Source organism: Oceanicella actignis, from assembly GCF_008124525.1.
Taxonomy (GTDB): Bacteria; Pseudomonadota; Alphaproteobacteria; order Rhodobacterales; family Rhodobacteraceae; genus Oceanicella; species Oceanicella actignis.
The window spans coordinates 265,538-285,405 of sequence record NZ_VNHJ01000001.1 but is presented as its reverse complement, the minus strand read 5'-3'; the positions used below and the strand labels follow the sequence as shown (position 1 = coordinate 285,405).

Genomic DNA, 19,868 nt, shown 5'->3' with positions numbered 1-19,868 from the left:
CCGCCCATGACCTTGCTCGAGGCGCGCGATCTGAGCGTGGACTTCGTCACGCGCGAGGGGCGCACGCGCGCCGTGCGCGGCGTCAGCTTCGACGTCGCGCGCGGCGAGACGGTGGCGCTGGTGGGCGAAAGCGGTTCGGGCAAGTCGGTCACCGCGCTGTCGCTGGTGGGGCTGCTGCCCGAGGGCGCGCAGGTTTCGGGCTCGGCCCGCTTCGAGGGGCGCGAGCTGATCGGCGCGCCCGAAAGCGCGCTGCGGCGCGTGCGCGGCAACGACATCGCCTTCGTGTTCCAGGAGCCGATGACCTCGCTGAACCCGCTGCACACGGTCGAGCGCCAGATCTCCGAGTGCCTGGCCCTGCACCAGGGCCTGACCGGGGCGGCGGCGCGCGCGCGGGTGATCGACCTGTTGGCCAAGGTCGGGCTGCGCGAGCCCGAAAAGCGGCTCGACGACTATCCCCACCAGCTGTCGGGCGGCCAGCGCCAGCGCGTGATGATCGCCATGGCGCTGGCCAACGGCCCCAGGCTGCTGGTGGCCGACGAGCCGACCACCGCGCTCGACGTGACAATCCAGGCGCAGATCCTGGACCTTCTGGCGCGGCTGCAGCGCGAAGAGGGGCTGTCGATGCTGTTCATCACGCACGATCTGGGCATCGTGCGGCGCATCGCCGACCGGGTGTGCGTGATGCGCGCGGGCGAGATCGTCGAGCGCGGCCCCTGCGCGCAGATCTTCTCGGACCCGCGCCATCCCTACACCCGCGCGCTGCTCGACGCCGAGCCGGCCGGGCGCCCCGACCCCCTGCCCGCCGATTCGCCCGAGATCCTGCGCGCCGAGAAGCTGCGCGTGTGGTTCCCCATCCGCCGCGGCCTGATGCGGCGCACGGTCGGGCATGTGAAGGCGGTCAACGGCGCCGACGTGACGCTGCGCGCGCGCGAGACGCTGGGCGTGGTCGGCGAATCGGGCTCGGGCAAGACGACGCTGGCGCTGGCGCTGACGCGGCTGATCCCCTCGCAGGGGCCGATCGTGTTCATGGGCAAGCGCATCGACGGGCTGAAATCGCGCGCCATGGCGCCGCTGCGGCGGCAGATGCAGATCGTCTTTCAGGACCCCTACGGCTCGCTCAGCCCGCGCATGTCGGTCGAGCGCATCGTCGCCGAGGGGCTGAGCGTGCACGGGCTCGACAAGGACCGCCCCCGGCGCGAGGCCGTGGCCGAGGCGCTGACCGAAGTCGGGCTCGACCCCGACATGATGGACCGCTACCCGCACGAGTTCTCGGGCGGCCAGCGCCAGCGCATCGCGGTCGCGCGGGCGATCATCCTCAAGCCGCGGCTCGTGGCGCTGGACGAGCCGACCTCGGCGCTGGACATGACCGTGCAGGCGCAGATCGTCGAGCTGCTGCGCGATCTGCAGCGCCGGCACGGGCTGGCCTACATCTTCATCAGCCACGATCTCAAGGTGGTGCGGGCGCTGGCGCACAAGGTGATGGTGATGCGCGCGGGCGACGTGGTCGAGGCCGGACCGGCGGATCAGGTGTTCTCGGCCCCCAGCCATCCCTACACGCGCAAGCTGTTCGAGGCGGCCTTCGGCGGGCGCGCCGGCTCGGACCCCGGCAGGGGCGGCTGAAGCCCCGAGGGGCCGCAGGGTCGCCATGATCGCGCGCCCGCGCCGCATGCTCCCGGCGCCCGGCGCGCAGGCAAGGCGAAGGCGAGCCCCCCGGACGAAATCCCGTCGCCGCCCCCGCCGCGACGGGGCCGGGCGGCCGCCCCCGCGCCGCCCCCTTGCGCAGCCCCGTGTCATGCGCCCCCCGCGCGGGGCGGTCCGTCGCGCCCGTCGCGTCGGACCCGGCGCGGCGCGGGCCGCGCGGCTTGCGCGCGCGCGCGCGGCTTGCTACCCCGCCTGCGCGCGGGCCCGTCGCGGCCCCCGGACCGGCTCCAGCACGAGGACAGCCCATGATCCCCCGCTACTCCCGCCCCGAAATGGCCGCCATCTGGTCGCCCGAGACCAAGTTCCGCATCTGGTTCGAGATCGAGGCCCATGCCTGCGACGCGCAGGCCGAGCTGGGCGTGATCCCCAAGGAGGCCGCCGAGGCCGTCTGGAAGGCCCGCGACGTCGAATTCGACGTGGCCCGCATCGACGAGATCGAGCGCGAGGTGAAGCACGACGTCATCGCCTTCCTCACCCATCTGGCCGAGCATGTGGGCCCCGAGGCGCGCTTCGTGCACCAGGGCATGACCTCGTCCGACGTGCTCGACACCTGCTTCAACATCCAGCTGGTGCGGGCGGCCGACATCCTGCTGGCCGATCTGGACGCGCTGCTGGCCGCGCTCAAGCGCCGCGCCTTCGAGCACAAGGACACCGTGTGCATCGGCCGCAGCCACGGCATCCATGCCGAGCCGGTGACCTTCGGCCTGAAGATGGCCCAGGCCTATGCCGAGATGGACCGCAACCGCCGCCGCCTGGCCGAGGCCCGGCGCGAGGTGGCGACCTGCGCCATCTCGGGCGCCGTCGGCACCTTCGCCAACATCGACCCCCGCGTCGAAGAGCATGTGGCGCGCAAGCTGGGCCTCGAGGTCGAGCCGATCTCGACCCAGGTCATTCCGCGCGACCGGCACGCGATGTTCTTCTCGACGCTGGCGGTGATCGCCTCGTCGGTCGAGCGCATCGCCACCGAGATCCGCCACCTTCAGCGCACCGAGGTGCTCGAGGCCGAGGAATACTTCTCGCCGGGGCAGAAGGGCTCTTCGGCCATGCCGCACAAGCGCAACCCCGTGCTGACCGAGAACCTGACCGGCCTTGCGCGCATGGTCCGCGCCTATGCGCTGCCGGCGATGGAGAACGTCGCCCTCTGGCACGAGCGCGACATCTCTCACAGCTCGGTCGAGCGCATGATCGGCCCGGACGCCACCGTGACGCTGGACTTCGCGCTGGCGCGCCTGACCGGGGTCATCGACAAGCTGGTGGTCTACCCCGAGAACATGATGAAGAACCTGAACCGGTTCCGGGGCCTGATCCACTCGCAGCGCGTGCTGCTGGCGCTGACGCAAAAGGGCGTCAGCCGCGAGGACGCCTACCGCCTGGTCCAGCGCAACGCCATGAAGGTGTGGGAGCAGGGCGCCGACTTCATGACCGAGCTGAAGGCCGATCCCGACGTCGCCGCGGCGCTGAGCCCCGAAGAGATCGAGGAGAAGTTCGATCTGGGCTACCACACCAAGCACGTCGACACGATCTTCCGCCGCGTCTTCGGCGAGGCCTGAGCGCGGCGCCGGCGCGCCTCAGCGCCGGCCCCCGCCCTGCGACAGCGCCCGCGCCGCCAGCCAGGCCGCGGGCACGGCCGCCAGCCCCCCCAACGCCGCCGCCATGGGCAGCGACAGCACGCGGCCCGCATCGGGGATCACCAGCCAGACCACCGCGCCGACGCCCGCCAGCGTCGGCGCGATCAGGCCCAGCGCCATGCGAAACAGCGCAAGCATGGGCGCTCTCCGTTCCTGCGGCCCGCGGCGGGCGCGGGCCGATGGGCGCCTTGGCGGGCGCTCAGGCCTCGCTCATCACCTGCGCCTTGGCCTCGGCCAGAAGCTCGGCCATCTTGGCGCGCAGATCGTCGGTCGGCAGGCCCTTGGCCTCGAGGTCGGCCGCCACCTTGCGGTAGACGTCCTCGTCCCCCGCCTCCTCGAGATCGGCGATCACCACCGACTTGGCGTATTCCTCGGCCTCTTCGCCGCGCAGGCCCATCTTCTCGGCGGCCCACAGGCCCAGCAGGCGGTCGCGCCGCGCCATGGCCTTGAACTGCATCTCGGCGTCGTGGGCGAACTTCTTCTCGAAGGCCTGCTCGCGTTCGTCGAAGGTGGTCATCTCGTCCTCCGCTTGGGGATCCAACTGACGGAACATTTAGGCGCTGCGGCGGCCCAAGTATAGAGGCGCGCGCGCGAATCCTTGCGGCCCGCCCCGCTTGCGCCTATAGAGCGGCTTCCCGGCGCGCGAAGCCCATTCGCGCGCCTTGCGGCATTTCTCCGGAGGCCCCGAACATGGCGCGGCGCAGACTGGTCTATGAAGGCAAGGCGAAGATCCTCTACGAAGGCCCCGAGCCGGGCACCCTGATCCAGCACTTCAAGGACGACGCCACCGCCTTCAACGCCGAGAAGCGGGACGTGATCGAGGGCAAGGGGGTGCTGAACAACCGCATCTCCGAACACATCATGAGCGGTCTGAACTCGATCGGCGTGCCCACGCACTTCATCAAGCGCCTGAACATGCGCGAGCAGCTGGTGCGCGCGTGCGAGATCATCCCCCTCGAGGTGGTGGTGCGCAACGTCGCCGCCGGTTCGCTCTCCAAGCGCCTGGGCATCGAGGAGGGAACCGCCCTGCCCCGCCCGATCATCGAGTTCTACTACAAGGACGACAAGCTGGGCGACCCGATGGTCACCGAAGAGCACATCCTGGCCTTCAACTGGGCCAGCCAGCAGGATGTGGACGACATCATCGCCCTGGCGCTGCGGGTGAACGACTTCCTGGCCGGCATGATGCTGGGCGTGGGCATCCGGCTGGTCGACTTCAAGATCGAGTGCGGCCGCATCTACGAGGGCGACTTCCAGCGCATCGTCGTCGCCGACGAGATCAGCCCCGACAGCTGCCGGCTGTGGGATCTGCGCACCGGGCGCAAGCTGGACAAGGACGTGTTCCGCCGCGATCTGGGCAGCCTGACCGACGCCTACGCCGAGGTCGCCTCGCGCCTGGGGATCATGCCGCGCGGCGGCAGCGGCAAGACGGGTCCCCAGCTAGTGCATTGAAGCGGGGCGGGCGCGCCTTGGCGCTCGCCATTGGCGGCGCGATGGCGTAAAGCCTCGGCGAACAGGGACGACCGCCGCCGACTCGGCGGCCCAGACGGAGGCGAGACCATGCGCGCACGCGTCCACATCACCCTCAAGAGCGGCGTTCTCGACCCGCAGGGCGAGGCCATCCGTCACGCGCTGGGCGCGCTGGGCTTCGACGGGGTCGAGCGCGTGCGCCAGGGCAAGGTCATCGAGCTGGAGCTGGCCGACGCCGACCCCGAGGCCGCCCGCGCCCGCGTGCGCGAGATGTGCGAGAAGCTGCTCGCCAACACGGTCATCGAGAACTACCAGATCGAGATCCTCTGACGGCGCGGCGCCCGAACGGGCCGCGCGGGCGGGGCGCGACAGGAGAGCACGGCATGAAATCGGCGGTGATCGTCTTTCCGGGATCGAACTGCGATCGCGACATGGCCGTGGCGCTCGAGCGCGCGACGGGTCGCCGGCCGGCCATGGTCTGGCACAAGGACGCCGCGCTGCCGCCGGGGCTTGACCTGGTGGCGCTGCCGGGCGGGTTCTCGTTCGGCGACTATCTGCGCTGCGGCGCCATCGCGGCGCGCTCGCCCATCATGCGCGCCGTGGCCGATTTCGCCGCCCGCGGCGGGCATGTGCTGGGGGTGTGCAACGGCTTCCAGGTGCTGATCGAGGCCGGGCTGCTGCCCGGCGCGCTGATGCGCAACGCGGGGCTGAAATTCGTGTGCCGCGACGTCGCGCTGAACGTCGTCACCGCCGACAGCCCCTTCACCCGCGGCTACGAGGCCGGGGCGCGCATCGTCATCCCCGTCGCCCATCACGACGGCTGCTACGTCGCGCCGCCCGAGACGCTGGCGCGCCTGCGCGACGAGGACCGCATCGCCTTCGCCTACGCGCCGGGCGACAATCCCAACGGCTCGGCCGAGGACATCGCCGGCATCCTGTCGGCCAACCGCCGCACCCTGGGCATGATGCCGCATCCCGAGCGCGCCAACGACCCGCTTCTGGGCGGAACCGACGGCGCGGCGCTGTTCGAGGGGTTGGCCGGCGCCCTCATGGACGCCTGAGCCGGCCAAGGCCCGCCCCGCTCCGAACCGCCCAGAACCGCCCCGCTCAAGCAAGCCCCGCTCGGAACCGCCCCGCGAGGAACCGCCCGGGGCCGAACCAGGGCCGCTGCGCCGCCCTCGCCCCGGGGCCCGCCCGCGCCCGCCGCCGCGCGCATGGGCGCGGCGGCGCGTCCCTGGCAGGCGGCGCGGAGCGGGGGCCTCGGGCCTGCCCGCGCTGCATTTTCGGGCCGCGGAGACGCGGAGAAGACGCGGAGCGGGCCGGCGCCTCGCGCGACCTCGCCCGCGCCGCCGCGCGCCGCCGGACGATGCGCGCGGCGCCGTGTCCGGGGCCGCCGGGCCACCCTGGAAACCGGCCCGCGCCGGGATCGGGACGATGCCCTGCGCCGATGCGCGCGCCGGGAACGCGGCGCCGGCCCAGTCCCGCACGCCGCCTGGGCGCGTCCCTTTCGCGGGGCGTTGCGCCATCCGCCCCCGGCGCGGCGCCCGCTCGGGCGAAGGCGCCGAAGGCGGCCCCTTCGGCCCGACCGCGCGCGGCGAACGCCCCGGCGCGCGGCGCCAGTCTCGCCCGCGCGCGCCCTTCAGCGCCCGCGCGCCAGTCGCCGCAGGCCCGCGCCGGCGCCGTTCGTCAACGCCACCCCCGCGCAGGCCAGGATCACCGACGCCCACGAAGCCGGCGCCACCCGTTCGCCCAGCAACAGCCACCCCCCCACCGCCGCAAGCGCCGGCACCAGCGAGGTCAGCGACGAGGTGCGCGCGGCCCCCAGCGCCCGCACCGCCAGGCCGAACCCCGCCACCGCGCCCACGCCCGACAGCACGCCCTGCACCAGGACCATCAGCGCCAGCTGCCCGGCCTCGAGCCGCCCCAGCCCCACGCCCTGCGCCGCGGCGGCGGCCAGCAGGAAAGGCGCGCTCCACAGGCTGACATAGGCCGTGGCCTCGAGCCCCGACAGCCGCGTGCGCCGAAAGGCGATGGTGAAGGCCGCCCAGCCCGCCGCCGCGGCCAGCAGAAAGGGCGCGCCGGCGAAGAACCCCGCATCGCCGCGCAGCGCCGCCGGCCCCACGATCAGCGCCCCCGCCGCAAGGATCAGCGCCAGGCCAAGCGCGCGCTCGGGCGCGATGGCCCGCCCCTCGGCGAAACGGTCCCAGGCGGCGACGAAAAGCGGCAGCGTGGCAGGCACCATCGGGCCGAACAGCGCCGCGGGCACGGTCTCGAGCCCCTTCGCCGTCAGCAGCACGAACGGACCGCCCCAGCCGATCGTCATCACGGCAAGGGGCCAGAAGCGCTCGCCCGCCGGCAGCAGGCCCCGCCGCAGCCAGATCGGCGCCAGCAGCAGCGCCGGCACGCCATAGCGCACCAGCGCGATGTCCAGCGGCGCCGAGCCGCGCACCTGCTGGCGCGTGGCCACGATCCATCCCGCCCAGACCAGCACCGCGAAGGCCGCGGCGGCGTAGCCGACGGCCATGCGCGCGGGCGCGGGAGCCTCTTCGTTCATGGCGCTCCTCCACAGCGCGCTTTTCTCCGACGCCGCGCTCGGCTAGAAGCGGGCCGAGCAACGACGAGGCCACCATGTCCGCATCCGCCGCTTCCCCGCAAGAGCCCATGGTCACCCAGGCGCTGGCCGCCGATCACGGCCTCAAGCCCGACGAGTATCAGCGCATCCTCGACCTTCTGGGCCGCACGCCGACCTTCACCGAGCTGGGCATCTTCTCGGCCATGTGGAACGAGCACTGCTCGTACAAGTCGTCGAAGAAATGGCTGCGCACCCTGCCCACCGAGGGCCCGCAGGTCATCTGCGGCCCGGGCGAGAACGCGGGCGTGGTGGACATCGGCGACGGCCAGGCCGTGGTCTTCAAGATGGAGAGCCACAACCACCCCTCCTACATCGAGCCCTACCAGGGCGCGGCGACGGGCGTGGGCGGCATCCTGCGCGACGTGTTCACCATGGGCGCGCGCCCCATCGCGGCGATGAACGCGCTCAGCTTCGGCGCGCCCGACCACCCCAAGACCGCCCATCTGGTGCGCGGCGTGGTCGAGGGAATCGGCGGCTACGGCAACTGCTTCGGCGTGCCCAACATCGGCGGCGAGGTGCGCTTCCACCGCTCCTACAACGGCAACTGCCTGGTCAACGCCTTCGCCGCCGGGCTGGCGCAGGCCGACCGCATCTTCTACTCGGCCGCCTCGGGGGTGGGCATGCCGGTGGTGTATCTGGGCGCCAAGACGGGCCGCGACGGGGTCGGCGGGGCGACCATGGCCTCGGCCGAGTTCGACGACTCGATCGAGGAGAAGCGCCCCACCGTCCAGGTCGGCGACCCCTTCACCGAAAAGCGCCTGCTCGAGGCGTGCCTCGAGCTGATGGCCTCGGGGGCGGTGATCTCGATCCAGGACATGGGCGCGGCGGGGCTGACCTGCTCGGCCGTCGAGATGGGCGACAAGGGCGATCTGGGCGTGCGCCTCGATCTCGAGAAGGTCCCCTGCCGCGAAGAGGGCATGACCGCCTACGAGATGATGCTGTCCGAATCGCAAGAGCGCATGCTCATGGTCCTGCGTCCCGAGAAGGAGGCCGAGGCCCGCGCCATCTTCGAGAAGTGGGACCTGGACTTCGCCGTGGTCGGCGAGACCATCGCCGAGGACCGCTTCCTGGTCATGCTGAACGGCGAGGTGAAGGCCGATCTGCCGCTCAAGGCGCTGTCGGGCGAGGCGCCCGAATACGACCGCCCCTGGGTTCCGACGCCGCCCGCCGCGCCGCTGGGCGAGGTTCCGCAGATGGACCCGGCCGAGGCGCTGACGCGGCTGATGGGCGGGCCGAACGGCTGCTCGCGCCGCTGGGTGTGGGAGCAATACGACCACATGGTGCTGGCCGACACGGTGGTGCGCCCGGGCTCGGACGCGGGCGTGGTGCGCGTGCACGGAACGCGCAAGGGGCTGGCCTTCGCCGCCGACGTGACCCCGCGCTATTGCGTCGCCGATCCGGTCGAGGGCGGCCGCCAGGCGGTGGCCGAGGCCTTCCGCAACCTGTGCGCCACCGGCGCGCGGCCGCTGGCGGCCACCGACAACCTGAATTTCGGCAACCCCGAGAAGCCCGAGATCATGGGCCAGCTGGTCGGCTGCATAGAGGGCATCGGCGAGGCGTGCCGGGCGCTGGACATGCCGATCGTGTCGGGCAACGTCTCGCTCTACAACGAGACCGACGGCCAGGCGATCCTGCCCACGCCGACCATCGGCGCGGTCGGGCTGCTCGAGGACGTGGCGCGCGCCATCCGCATGGCGCCCGCCGCGGGCGACGCGCTGGTCCTGATCGGCGAGACGCGCGGCCATCTGGGTCGCTCGGCCTATCTGGCCGAACTGTTCGGCCGCGAAGAGGGCCCGCCGCCGCCCGTCGATCTGGCCGCCGAGCGGCGCGCCGGCGAGCTGGTGCGCGCCCTGGGCGCCGAGGGGCTGGCGCGCGCGGCCCATGACCTGTCCGACGGCGGGCTGGCCGTGGCCGCGGCCGAGATGGCGCTGGCCGCGGGCGTGGGCGCGACGCTCGACGGCCCGCCCGAGGGCATGACCCCCGCCGCCTGGTTCTTCGGCGAGGACCAGGCCCGCTACCTGGTTTCCTGCGCGCCCGAGGCGCTCGAGCCGCTGCTGGCGCGCGCAAGGGCCGCCGGCGTTCCCGCGCGGCGCGTCGGCGCGGCCGGCGGCGACGCCGTGGCGCTGGGCGGCGCGCGCGTCTCGCTGGCCGACCTGCGCGCCGCGCATGAGGGCGGCTTCGCCCGCATCGTGTCAGAGGCCTGACGCCCGCCGCGCCCGCATCTTGCCGCGCGGGGCCGGGCGGTCTACATCCGAAGCGACCAACCTGATGAAGGAGTGCGGCCATGGCCATGGAAGCGGCCGAGATCGAACGGCTGATCAAGGAAGCCTTCCCCGACGCGCAGGTCGAGATCGTGGACCTGGCCGGCGACGGCGACCACTACGCGGCCACCGTCGTGTCCGAAGCGTTCCGCGGCCTCAACCGCGTGCAACAGCAACGCGCGGTCTACGCCGCGCTCAAGGGCCGGATGGGCGGCGAGCTTCACGCCCTGGCTCTGACCACCCGCGCCCCCGACTGAGGAAGAAAAGACATGACCAATCCCGCGCATGACGCGATCAAGGCCGAGATCGAGAACAACGACGTCGTCCTGTTCATGAAGGGCACCGCCTCGATGCCGCAATGCGGGTTCTCGTCCCGCGTGGCGGGCGTGCTGACCTATATGGGCGTTCCGTTCAAGGACGTGAACGTTCTGGCCGACGAGTCCCTGCGCCAGGGCATCAAGGAATTCTCGGACTGGCCGACCATTCCCCAGCTTTACGTGAAGGGCGAGTTCATCGGCGGCTGCGACATCGTCACCGAGATGACCCTGTCCGGCGAGCTGGACAAGCTGTTCGAGGAAAAGGGCATTCCCTTCGACAAGGAAGCCGCCGACCGCATCCGCGAAGCCAACGCCTGACGACGGCGCCGGGCGGGGGCGCCGGGCGGGGACGCGGACCGCGGCCAAGCCCCCCGCCCCCAAGCCCCGCCCCCAAGCCCCGCCCAGCAGCGCCCCGAATCCGCGCCCGCCGGTCCCCGACCGCGCGGGCGCGTTCCGTGCGAAGAGCCGCCTTAGAAGAAAAGGCGTTCGAACAAGGTCGCGCCCGCGCCGCCGTCCCCCGCCCTTCAGCCCGCGCCATGGCGCCGACCGAACGCGGCCCTTGCGATCCCGCTCTCGGATTCGGCGGCGACGGGCCGCGCGGCATGGGTCAAGATCGGGGGATCAAGAGCGGGTTCGCGCGCCGCGCCGCTTCCGTTCCGGCCGGCTGTCCGCGGCGCGGCTGCGCTCGGGTCGCCTTGGGGCCCGCCGGTCTGGAGGGCTGCGCCCGGCCAGGCGCACCGCTGCACCGGGGCCCCCGTCGTCCCCCGTCGCCCCCCGTCGCCTCGGCCTCCGGCGCCTCGGCCCCAGTCGCCCCGGCCCGGGCGCGCGGCGCCGCTTGCGCCATGCTCTCCCGCCCCGGCCCAGCCCTCGCGCCATCCGCGCCGCCTGGCGCGCCCGCTTCGGCCGGTCCGCGCCACGACCTTCGCGGCGCCCCGAGACGCCGGATGAAGCGGCTGCGGGCGTCACGGCCCGCTCGGCGGCAAGCCCCGCCTTCAGCTCTTGCCCGAATCGGACGGCTCGGGACCCAGAAGGTCAAGCTGCCCCGCATCGCGGCCATCGGCGGGCGCGGGCGCAGGGGCGGCTTGTTCGCCGGCGCTCGATCCGGCCGAAGCGGGGCGTTCGGGCGCCTCCTGGCCCGCGGCGCCCGCGGCTGCGCCGTGCTTCGCGCCGTGTTCCTTCGCGCCGTGTTCCTTCGCGCCGTGTTCCGCAGCGCCGCCCATTGCGCCGGGCGCTTCGGCCGCGTCCGCCTCGGCGTCGTCGGCGGCATCGGCCGCGCCGCCCGGCTCCGCATCCTGCCCGGCCGGATCGACGTCGTCGCCGAGATCGTCCTGCGCGTCGTCATCGTCCTGCGCGTCGCCGAGGCCGGCGCGCAGCTCGGCCGACAGGGCGACGACCTTGCGCGTCGCCTCGTCCAGCGCGCGCACCGCCTCCTCCTCGGCGGCTTCGAGACGGCGGATCCGCGCCTCGAGCGCCTCGGCCCGCAGCTCGGCCGCGGCAAGCCGGGCGGCGTCGGCGCCCGCGCCCTCGTCGCGCGCGGCGGCGGCCTCTTCCGCGTCGCGCAGCATGGCCAGCGCCTGCTCAAGCCTCTGCTCGAGCGCGCGGGCGCGCTCGTCGGCCTCGGCCAGCGCCTCTTCCAGCGCCTGCGCGCGCGCCTCGGCCTCGGCTTCGGCCATGGGGGCGGGCTCGGGGCGGCTTTCGCGTTCGGTCAACAGCTTGTCGGCCACCATCAGCCCCGCCATCAGCAGCACGCGCGCCTCGGCCAGCGGACCGAAGCGGGCGCGCAGGGCGTCGGCCTCTTCGGCCAGCAGGGCCGCCACGCGCGCCAGGCGCGGCTCTTCGCCGTCGGCGCAGGCGACGCGATAGACCCGCCCGCCGATCGTCAGATCCATGTCAGCCATGCACTCGTCCCCTCTGATGCCGCGGCGTCAGACCACCGCGCGCAGCTCGTTCAGCGCTTCCTCGATCATCGCCGCGTCCAGCTCGCGCGCGCGGCGCATGGCCTCGAGCTCGGCGCGAAGGCGCGCGCGCTCTTCCTCCAGCCGGGCGATGCGGTCCTCGAGCGCCTCGATGCGCGCCGCATCGGCCATGTGCGCCGCGGCCTCGAGGTCGCTGAGCGCCGCGGCGAAGGCGCGCCGCGCCGCGGTCAGGCGCGCGCCGGCGGGGGCGTTTCGCGCGGCTTCGTCGTTCATTCCTGCCTCCGTTCGCGTCTGCGGCCGGCGCCGCGCGGGCGGCGGCGCGGCCGAATCACCCGGGAGCCCGCTTGTCCGAACCTAGCATCAGGACGCGAATCATTTCGAGAGTCGGCGTGCGCGCGCCGCGCAAGTCCCCGCCGCGCCACGATCCGCGCCGCGCGCCGCCCCCCGGCTTGACCCCGCCCCGCCCCGCAAGCATTGTGCGCCCCGATCCGCCGGGCCCGCCGCATGGCCCCGCGCCGCCCAGCCCCACACGCGCCCCGCCCCCGACGGGCGCCATTCGCAGGAAGACCGACGCCGTGGACATTTCCGAACTTCGCGCCAAGCACCCCGATCACTGGATGAAGGCCGCCGCGCTGCGCATGCTGGCCGTGGACGCGGTGCAGGCCGCCAATTCCGGCCATCCCGGCATGCCCATGGGCATGGCCGACGTGGCGACCGTGCTGTTCGAGCGGCACCTGAAATTCCACGGGCCCTCGCCCGACTGGCCCGACCGCGACCGCTTCGTGCTGTCGGCCGGGCACGGCTCGATGCTGCTTTACGCGCTGCTGCACCTGACGGGCGCGCCCGGCATGACGATGGACGAGCTGCGCCGCTTCCGCCAGCTGGGCGCGAAGACGGCGGGCCACCCGGAATACGGCCACGCCCCGGGCGTCGAGACCACCACCGGCCCGCTCGGCCAGGGCCTGGCGACCGCCGTGGGCATGGCGATGGCCGAGCAGTCGATGCAGGCGCGCTTCGGCAAGAAGGCGGTGGATCACCGCACCTGGGTGATCGCCGGCGACGGCTGCCTGATGGAGGGAATCAGCCAGGAGGCGATCGGCCTGGCCGGCCGCCAGCGGCTGAACAAGCTGATCGTGCTGTGGGACGACAACGGCATCTCGATCGACGGCGCCGTCTCGCTGGCCGACGTCACCGACCAGAAGGCGCGCTTCGCCGCCTCGGGCTGGACGGTGCTCGAATGCGACGGCCATGATCCCGACGACATCGACCGCGCCCTGACGGCCGCGCGCGGCGCCGACGCGCCGGTTCTGGTCGCCTGCCGCACGCATATCGGCTTCGGCTCGCCCGCCAAGCAGGACAGCGCCGCGGCCCATGGCGCGCCGCTGGGCGCCGACGAGATCGCCCGCCTGCGCGAGATCTACGGCTGGCCCTACCCGCCCTTCGAGATCCCGGCCGAGGTCGCCGCCGCCTGGAAGGCGATCGGCGAGCGCGGCGCGGCCGAGAAGGCCGCCTGGGAAGAGCGCATGGCCCGCCTGTCGCCCGCGCGCCAGGCCGAGTTCGCGCGCGTGATCGCCGGCGAGCCGCCCAAGAAGCTGTCCGCCGCCATCCGCCGCCTCAAGAAGCAGATCTCGGAAACCCGGCCCAAGGTGGCCACGCGCAAGGCGTCCGAGAACGCGCTGGCGGTCATCAACCCGGTCATGCCCGAGACGATCGGCGGCTCGGCGGATCTGACCGGCTCGAACAACACCCGCACGCCGGATCTCGAACCCTTCACCCCCGAGAACCGCAAGGGCCGCTACGTGTTCTACGGCATTCGCGAGCACGGCATGGCCGCGGCCATGAACGGCCTGGCGCTGCATGGTGGCTGCGCGCCCTATGGCGGCACCTTCCTGGTGTTCTCGGACTATGCGCGCGGCGCGATGCGGCTGTCGGCGCTGATGGGCGTGCGCACGGTCTACGTCATGACCCATGACAGCATCGGCCTTGGCGAGGACGGCCCCACCCACCAGCCCGTCGAGCACCTGGCCATGCTGCGCGCCACGCCCAACATGAACGTCTTCCGCCCCGCCGACGGCGTCGAGACGGCCGAGGCGTGGGAGCTGGCGCTCATGGCCCGCTCGACGCCCTCGGTGCTGGCGCTGAGCCGGCAGAACCTGCCCACGGTGCGCACCCGCCACACCAACCGCAACCTGACCGCGCAGGGCGCCTATGTGCTGGCCGAGGCCGACCACAAGCGCCGCGCCATCATCCTGGCCACGGGCTCGGAGGTCGAGATCGCCCTTGCCGCGCGCGAGCTGCTCGAGGCCGACGGCATCGGCGCGCGCGTGGTCTCGATGCCGTGCTGGGAGCTGTTCTCCGCCCAGGACGAGGCCTATCGGCGCAAGGTGCTGCCCGCCGGCCCCGTGCGCGTCGCGGTCGAGGCCGCGAGCCCCTTCGGCTGGGACCGCTGGCTGTGCGGCGAGCGCGGCTCCGAGAAGAAGGCCGCCTTCGTCGGGATGGAGGGCTTCGGCGCCTCGGCTCCGGCGCCCGACCTCTACCGCCATTTCGGCATCACCGCCGAGGCCGTGGCGCAAAAGGTCCGCGACCTGCTCTGAAGGCGCGGCCGCGCGGCGGCGTGGGGCCGGATCCGCGCTTGCGGGCGACCGCGCCTGCGCCCGCCGGGGGCGGCCTGCGCGGCCGGGCAGGACGGCGGCCGCGCCGGCCCGGGGCGGGTCGCCATCCCATGCCCGCGCGGCCCCCGCAGGGCTCTCGAACGCAGCGGCCCGCGCGTCGCGCCCGGCCGGCCCGCTCCGCGGCGCGCCCATGCGCGCCCCCTCGCCCCCGACGCCGCGCGACGTCCCTTGCGCCGACCCGCCGCGCCTTCCGGCCGGCGCGCGCGCGATCGCGCCGCGCCTCGCGCGGGGGGCGGGGGCGGGCGGCGGCATTTCGCGGCTTCCGCAGCGCCCGGCCCTTGGCTATAAGCGCGGCGAACCCCAAGCCCGCCGCACCGGCCGGGCGTTGAAACTCTGGAGGAGTGCAGCATGACGGTGAAGGTCGCCATCAACGGTTTCGGGCGCATCGGGCGCAACGTTCTGCGCGCCATCGTCGAGTCGGGCCGGACCGACATCGAGGTGGTCGCCATCAACGATCTCGGCCCGGTCGACACGAACGCCCACCTGCTGCGCTATGACAGCGTCCACGGCCGCTTTCCCGCCGAGGTGAAGGTGGTCGGCGACTCGATCGACGTCGGCCGCGGCCCGATCAAGGTCACCGCCATCCGCAACCCCGAGGAACTGCCCTGGGACGGCGTCGACGTGGCCATGGAGTGCACCGGCATCTTCACCGCCCGCGAGAAGGCCGCCCTGCACCTCAAGAACGGCGCCAGGCGCGTGCTCGTCTCGGCGCCGGCCTCGGGCGCGGACAAGACCATCGTCTACGGCGTGAACCACGACGCGCTGACCGCCGACGACCTGGTGGTCTCGAACGCCTCGTGCACCACCAACTGCCTCGCCCCGGTCGCCTATGTGCTGAACAAGGCCATCGGCATCGAGCGCGGCTTCATGACCACCATCCACAGCTACACCGGCGACCAGCCCACGCTGGACACCATGCACAAGGACCTTTACCGCGCCCGCGCCGCGGCGATGTCCATGATCCCGACCTCGACCGGCGCCGCCAAGGCCGTGGGCCTGGTGCTGCCCGAGCTGAACGGCAAGCTGGACGGCGTCGCCATCCGCGTGCCCACGCCCAACGTCTCGGTGGTGGACCTGACCTTCGTCGCCGCGCGCCCGACCTCGGTCGAAGAGATCAACGCCGCCATCCGCGAGGCCGCCGAGGGCGAGCTGAAGGGGATCCTGGGCTACACGGACGAGAAGCTGGTCAGCGTCGACTTCAACCACGATCCGCGCTCGTCGGTGTTCCACATGGACCAGACCAAGGTGATGGACGGCACGATGTGCCGCATCCTCAGCTGGTATGACAACGAATGGGGCTTCTCGAACCGCATGAGCGACACCGCCGTCGCCATGGCGAAGTTCCTCTGATCCGAACCGGGGGGGCGCGGCGACGCGCCCCCTTCGCATGACCGGCCCCCGCGGCGAACGACAAGGTGCAAGGATGACGTTCAAGACGCTTGATGACCTGGACCTGCGCGGCAAGCGCGTGCTGATCCGCGTGGATCTGAACGTGCCCATGCAGGACGGCCGCGTCAGCGACGACACGCGCATCCGCGCCGTCCTGCCCACCATCCGCGAGGTGCTGGACAAGGGCGGCAAGCCCATTCTGCTGGCCCATTTCGGCCGCCCCAAGGGCAAGCCGAACCCGCAGATGTCGCTGGCGCCCGTCGCCCCCGCGCTCGAGGCGGCGCTGGGCGCGCCGGTGCGCTTCGCGCCCGACTGCGTCGGCCCCGTCGCCGCCCAGGCCGTGGCCGAGCTGCCCGAAGGCGCGGTCCTGCTGCTCGAGAACCTGCGCTTTCATCCGGGCGAAGAGGCGAACGACCCCGCCTTCGCCGACGCGCTGGCCGCGCTGGGCGACGTCTATGTGAACGACGCCTTCTCGGCCGCGCACCGCGCCCACGCCTCGACCGAGGCGCTGGCGCGCCGCCTGCCCTGCGCCGCCGGGCGGCTGATGCAAAAGGAGCTCGAGGCGCTGGAAAAGGCGCTGGCCCGCCCCGAGCGCCCCGTCGCCGCCGTGGTCGGCGGCGCCAAGGTCTCGACCAAGCTCGACCTTCTGGGCAACCTCTCGGGCCGGGTCGAGCGGCTGGTCATCGGCGGCGGCATGGCCAACACCTTTCTCGCCGCGCAGGGGCTCGAGGTCGGCCGCTCGCTGTGCGAACGCGACATGCTGGACACGGCGCGCGACATCATGCGCGAGGCCGCGGGCCGCGGCTGCGAGATCATCCTGCCGATCGACGTGGTCGTGGCCGAAGAGTTCAAGGCCCACGCCCCCAGCCGCGTCGTTCCCGCCGAGGCCTGCCCCGCCGACGCCATGATCCTTGACGCCGGGCCGCAAAGCGTCGCGCGCATCTGCGCGGCCTTCGACGCCTCGCGCACGCTGGTGTGGAACGGCCCGCTCGGCGCGTTCGAGCTGCCGCCCTTCAACGCCGCCACCGACGCCGCCGCGCGCCACGCCGCCAGGCTGACGCGCGAGGGGCGGCTCTTGTCGGTCGCCGGCGGCGGCGACACGGTGGCGGCGCTGAACGCTTCGGGCGCGGCGCAGGATTTCTCCTACGTCTCGACCGCGGGCGGCGCCTTTCTCGAATGGCTCGAGGGCAAGACCCTGCCGGGCGTCGCCGCGCTCGAAGCCTGCTGAACCGCCGCGCCGCGACCGCCTGCGCGGCGGACGCGGCCCCCGCCTCGGCGCCGCGCGCGCCGGAACCATCGCGCCGCCGGCCCTTCGCCGCCGGCCATTTCAAGAGGGACAGACATGAAAGCGACGCGCACCGTCCAGAAGATCCTTTCCTATTACGAGGCCGACAATCCCGGCGTGAAGGGCGCCCTGTGCCGGATGCTCATGCACGGCAAGCTGGGCGGCACCGGCAAGATGATCATCCTGCCGGTGGACCAGGGCTTCGAGCACGGGCCCGCGCGCTCTTTCGCGCCCAACCCGGCGGCCTATGATCCGCACTATCACTTCCAGCTGGCCATCGATGCGGGGCTGAACGCCTATGCCGCGCCGCTGGGCATGCTCGAGGCCGGCGCCGACACCTTCGCCGGGCAGATCCCGATGATCCTCAAGGCCAACTCGGCCAACTCGCTGATCCCGGCCGAGGCCCCCAAGGACCAGGCGATCACCGCCTCGGTGGACGACGCGCTGCGGCTGGGCTGCTCGGCCATCGGCTTCACGATCTATCCCGGCTCGTCGGCCGGGCTCGAGATGTTCGAGGAGATCTCGGAGATGCGCGAGGAGGCCGCCGCCAAGGGGCTGGCGACCGTGATCTGGTCCTACCCCCGCGGCGAGGCGCTGAGCAAGGACGGCGAGACCGCCATCGACATCGCCGCCTATGCGGCGCAGATCGCGGCGCTGCTGGGCGCGCACATCATCAAGATCAAGCTCTCGACCGATCACCTCGAGCTGCCCGAGGCCAAGAAGGTCTACGAAGAGCAGAAGATCGACATCTCGACCCAGGCCGCGCGCGTGCGCCACTGCATGCAGGCCGCCTTCAACGGCCGCCGGATCGTGGTCTTCTCGGGCGGCGCGAAGAAGGGCGCCAGCTCGGTCTATGACGATGCGCGCGCCATCCGCGACGGCGGCGGCAACGGCTCGATCATCGGCCGCAACACCTTCCAGCGCCCGCGCGAAGAGGCGCTGAAGATGCTGTCGGACCTGATCGACATCTACAAGGGCAAGGCCTGAGCCGAACCCGCGGCGCCCCGGCGGGGGCGCCGCCGCGCCCTTGGCGAAGGCGCCCGGCGGTCAGCCGGGCGCGGCGGCGGTTTCGGCGGCTCCGCCCGCGCCATGGGGAGGGGCCAGATCCACGCCGCTGATCTGGGCGCGCGCGGCCAGCTCGGCCACGAATGCGCGCGCAGCCCGCGCCCAGGCGGCCTTCTCCATCGCCTCGAGGATGCGCCCGCGCGCGGACTCATAAGGCAGCGGCGGCCCATCGGCCCGCGCCTCGAGCCGGATCACATGCCAACCATGACGGCTGAGCACCGGCTCGGCCGTGATCTCGCCCGGCGACATGCGCCGCAGCGCGGCTTCGAATTCGGGCGCGCAATCGCCCGGCCGCAGCTGGCCCAGCGCGCCGCCCGCCGCGCGCGAGGCGCAGTCGCTGCTTTCCTGCGCGATGCGGGCGAAGTCGCGCGGCCGGGCGCGGACGCGCTCGGCCAGCTCGCGGGCGCGGCGCAGCGCCGCCTCGCGCGCGGCGGCGTCGCGCGGGTCGCACTGCACGAGGATGTGCGAGACCTCCCACAAGGGCGGCGCGCGGAAACGGCCCGGATCGCGCGCCCATTCGGCGCGCACGGCCGCCTCGTCGGGCGCGGGCGGGGCCACCGCCTCGTCCAGAAGAGCGCGGATCAGGGCCTCTTCCTCGGTCTCGAAGCGGCCGGGCGCGAGCTCGGCCGGCGCGGGGCGCAGCCCCCTGCGCCGCGCCTCCTGCAAGAGCAGCGCGCGCACCGCCATGGCGCGCGCGGCCGCCCGCCACGCCAGGCCCGGCTTGCCGCGCGGGGCGGCGTGGTGCTGGGCCTCGGCCGCGACCTGCGCGGCGGGGATGCGCTGGCCGTTGACGACGACGTCGGGGAACAGGGGCTCGCTCATCGCCCCGCCCCCGCCCGCGCCCGCGCCTGCCGGCGCGTGCGCACGATCTGGTAGCCGCTGCGCAGCGCGAAGCGCACCGGCGCCGCCAGCCCCGACAGGATGTGCACCAGCCGCGTGAAGGGGAAGAGCAGGAAGATCGTCAGCCCCAGGAACAGGTGCAGCTTGAAGACCAGGGCGGCGTCGGCGATGTGGTCGGCCGCGGCGGCGTCGAAGGTGAAGATGCCCTGGGCCCAGGCCATGAAGCGCACCATCTCTTCGCCGTCCAGGTGCTGGAGCGAGACGAAGATGGTCCCGATTCCCAGCACGAGCTGCGCCAGCAGCAGCGCCAGGATCAGCATGTCCATGACGCTCGAGGTGGCGCGGATGCGCGGATCGGTCCAGCGCCGGTGCATCAGCATGCCGCCCCCCGCCAGCGCCATGACGCCCGCCACGCCGCCCGCGACCACGGCCAGAATCTGCTTGGCGCCGTGGCTGATCCCCAGCGCCTCGAACACGGCGATGGGCGTCAGAAGGCCGATCAGGTGGCCGAAGAAGATGACCAGCACCCCGACATGGAACAGGATCGAGCCCACGACCAGCTGGCGCCGGCGCAGAAGCTGCGACGACGAGCTTTTCCACGTGAACGGGTCGCGGTCATAGCGGGCGATCGAGCCCACGATCATGACCGTGAGGGCGATGTAGGGATAGATGCCGAAAAGGAAGTGATGCAT

General features: G+C 73.0%; 19 protein-coding genes. 12 read left to right on the top strand and 7 right to left on the bottom strand.

The window, feature by feature from the left end:
- Positions 1-6 precede the first annotated feature (6 nt).
- A complete protein-coding gene (locus LY05_RS01265; protein WP_072746309.1) occupies positions 7-1,620 on the top strand; it encodes an ABC transporter ATP-binding protein in 1,614 nt (537 codons plus the stop codon).
- A gap of 326 nt (positions 1,621-1,946) precedes the next feature.
- A complete protein-coding gene (gene purB, locus LY05_RS01260; RefSeq protein ID WP_072746310.1) occupies positions 1,947-3,251 on the top strand; it encodes an adenylosuccinate lyase in 1,305 nt (434 codons plus the stop codon).
- An 18-nt stretch (positions 3,252-3,269) separates the two neighbouring features.
- Here purB and LY05_RS01255 read toward each other — a convergent pair whose 3' ends face one another.
- Both LY05_RS01255 and LY05_RS01250 read right to left on the bottom strand, forming a co-directional pair.
- On the bottom strand, positions 3,270-3,467 hold the full coding sequence (locus LY05_RS01255; RefSeq protein WP_072746311.1) for a hypothetical protein: 198 nt from the start codon (positions 3,465-3,467) through the stop codon (positions 3,270-3,272).
- Positions 3,468-3,528: 61 nt separating this feature from the next.
- Positions 3,529-3,846: a DUF1476 domain-containing protein gene (locus tag LY05_RS01250; RefSeq protein ID WP_072746312.1), complete on the bottom strand. Its 318-nt coding sequence runs from the start codon at positions 3,844-3,846 to the stop codon at positions 3,529-3,531.
- A gap of 173 nt (positions 3,847-4,019) precedes the next feature.
- Between LY05_RS01250 and purC the strand changes: the two genes are divergently transcribed.
- The 3 genes from purC to purQ all read left to right on the top strand — a co-directional run bounded on the left by purC (position 4,020) and on the right by purQ (position 5,860).
- Positions 4,020-4,781 (top strand): phosphoribosylaminoimidazolesuccinocarboxamide synthase, encoded by a 762-nt coding sequence (gene purC, locus LY05_RS01245; protein ID WP_072746313.1) that lies wholly within the window; start codon positions 4,020-4,022, stop codon positions 4,779-4,781.
- A 108-nt stretch (positions 4,782-4,889) separates the two neighbouring features.
- Complete coding sequence (gene purS / locus LY05_RS01240; protein ID WP_072746314.1) at positions 4,890-5,129, top strand: phosphoribosylformylglycinamidine synthase subunit PurS; 240 nt, start codon at positions 4,890-4,892, stop codon at positions 5,127-5,129.
- Between the two features lie 53 nt (positions 5,130-5,182).
- Positions 5,183-5,860 carry a phosphoribosylformylglycinamidine synthase subunit PurQ gene (gene purQ / locus LY05_RS01235; RefSeq protein ID WP_148921807.1) on the top strand — a complete coding sequence of 226 codons (678 nt, stop codon included), beginning with the start codon at positions 5,183-5,185 and terminating at the stop codon, positions 5,858-5,860.
- Between the two features lie 578 nt (positions 5,861-6,438).
- Here the strand turns inward: purQ and LY05_RS01230 are convergent.
- A complete protein-coding gene (locus tag LY05_RS01230) occupies positions 6,439-7,353 on the bottom strand; it encodes a DMT family transporter (RefSeq protein ID WP_148921806.1) in 915 nt (304 codons plus the stop codon).
- A gap of 74 nt (positions 7,354-7,427) precedes the next feature.
- Here LY05_RS01230 and purL point away from each other — a divergent pair, with 74 nt between their 5' ends.
- From purL to grxD, 3 genes are all read left to right on the top strand, one after another.
- Positions 7,428-9,635 (top strand): phosphoribosylformylglycinamidine synthase subunit PurL, encoded by a 2,208-nt coding sequence (gene purL / locus LY05_RS01225; protein ID WP_211356254.1) that lies wholly within the window; start codon positions 7,428-7,430, stop codon positions 9,633-9,635.
- Positions 9,636-9,715: 80 nt separating this feature from the next.
- Positions 9,716-9,949: a BolA family protein gene (locus tag LY05_RS01220; RefSeq protein WP_072746318.1), complete on the top strand. Its 234-nt coding sequence runs from the start codon at positions 9,716-9,718 to the stop codon at positions 9,947-9,949.
- A gap of 12 nt (positions 9,950-9,961) precedes the next feature.
- Positions 9,962-10,327, top strand: a complete 366-nt coding sequence (grxD, locus tag LY05_RS01215; RefSeq protein WP_072746319.1) for a Grx4 family monothiol glutaredoxin — start codon at positions 9,962-9,964, stop codon at positions 10,325-10,327.
- Positions 10,328-11,001: 674 nt separating this feature from the next.
- Here grxD and LY05_RS01210 read toward each other — a convergent pair.
- Both LY05_RS01210 and LY05_RS01205 read right to left on the bottom strand, forming a co-directional pair.
- Positions 11,002-11,907, bottom strand: a complete 906-nt coding sequence (locus tag LY05_RS01210) for a cell division protein ZapA (RefSeq protein WP_083581145.1) — start codon at positions 11,905-11,907, stop codon at positions 11,002-11,004.
- A 27-nt stretch (positions 11,908-11,934) separates the two neighbouring features.
- Positions 11,935-12,198 (bottom strand): hypothetical protein, encoded by a 264-nt coding sequence (locus LY05_RS01205; protein WP_072746321.1) that lies wholly within the window; start codon positions 12,196-12,198, stop codon positions 11,935-11,937.
- Positions 12,199-12,500: 302 nt separating this feature from the next.
- Here LY05_RS01205 and tkt point away from each other — a divergent pair, with 302 nt between their 5' ends.
- The 4 genes from tkt to LY05_RS01185 all read left to right on the top strand — a co-directional run bounded on the left by tkt (position 12,501) and on the right by LY05_RS01185 (position 18,258).
- Positions 12,501-14,519 carry a transketolase gene (gene tkt, locus LY05_RS01200; protein WP_072746322.1) on the top strand — a complete coding sequence of 673 codons (2,019 nt, stop codon included), beginning with the start codon at positions 12,501-12,503 and terminating at the stop codon, positions 14,517-14,519.
- A 426-nt stretch (positions 14,520-14,945) separates the two neighbouring features.
- Positions 14,946-15,947 carry a type I glyceraldehyde-3-phosphate dehydrogenase gene (gene gap / locus LY05_RS01195; RefSeq protein WP_148921805.1) on the top strand — a complete coding sequence of 334 codons (1,002 nt, stop codon included), beginning with the start codon at positions 14,946-14,948 and terminating at the stop codon, positions 15,945-15,947.
- 73 nt (positions 15,948-16,020) lie between these two features.
- Complete coding sequence (locus tag LY05_RS01190) at positions 16,021-17,214, top strand: phosphoglycerate kinase (protein ID WP_148921804.1); 1,194 nt, start codon at positions 16,021-16,023, stop codon at positions 17,212-17,214.
- 114 nt (positions 17,215-17,328) lie between these two features.
- A complete protein-coding gene (locus tag LY05_RS01185; protein ID WP_072746325.1) occupies positions 17,329-18,258 on the top strand; it encodes a class I fructose-bisphosphate aldolase in 930 nt (309 codons plus the stop codon).
- Between the two features lie 60 nt (positions 18,259-18,318).
- On the opposite strand, the gene LY05_RS01180 is transcribed toward LY05_RS01185, so the two are convergent.
- Positions 18,319-19,158: a peptidylprolyl isomerase gene (locus LY05_RS01180; protein WP_148921803.1), complete on the bottom strand. Its 840-nt coding sequence runs from the start codon at positions 19,156-19,158 to the stop codon at positions 18,319-18,321.
- Positions 19,155-19,868: a respiratory nitrate reductase subunit gamma gene (gene narI, locus LY05_RS01175; RefSeq protein WP_148921802.1), complete on the bottom strand. Its 714-nt coding sequence runs from the start codon at positions 19,866-19,868 to the stop codon at positions 19,155-19,157. Before narI ends, LY05_RS01180 begins: the two co-directional genes overlap by 4 nt.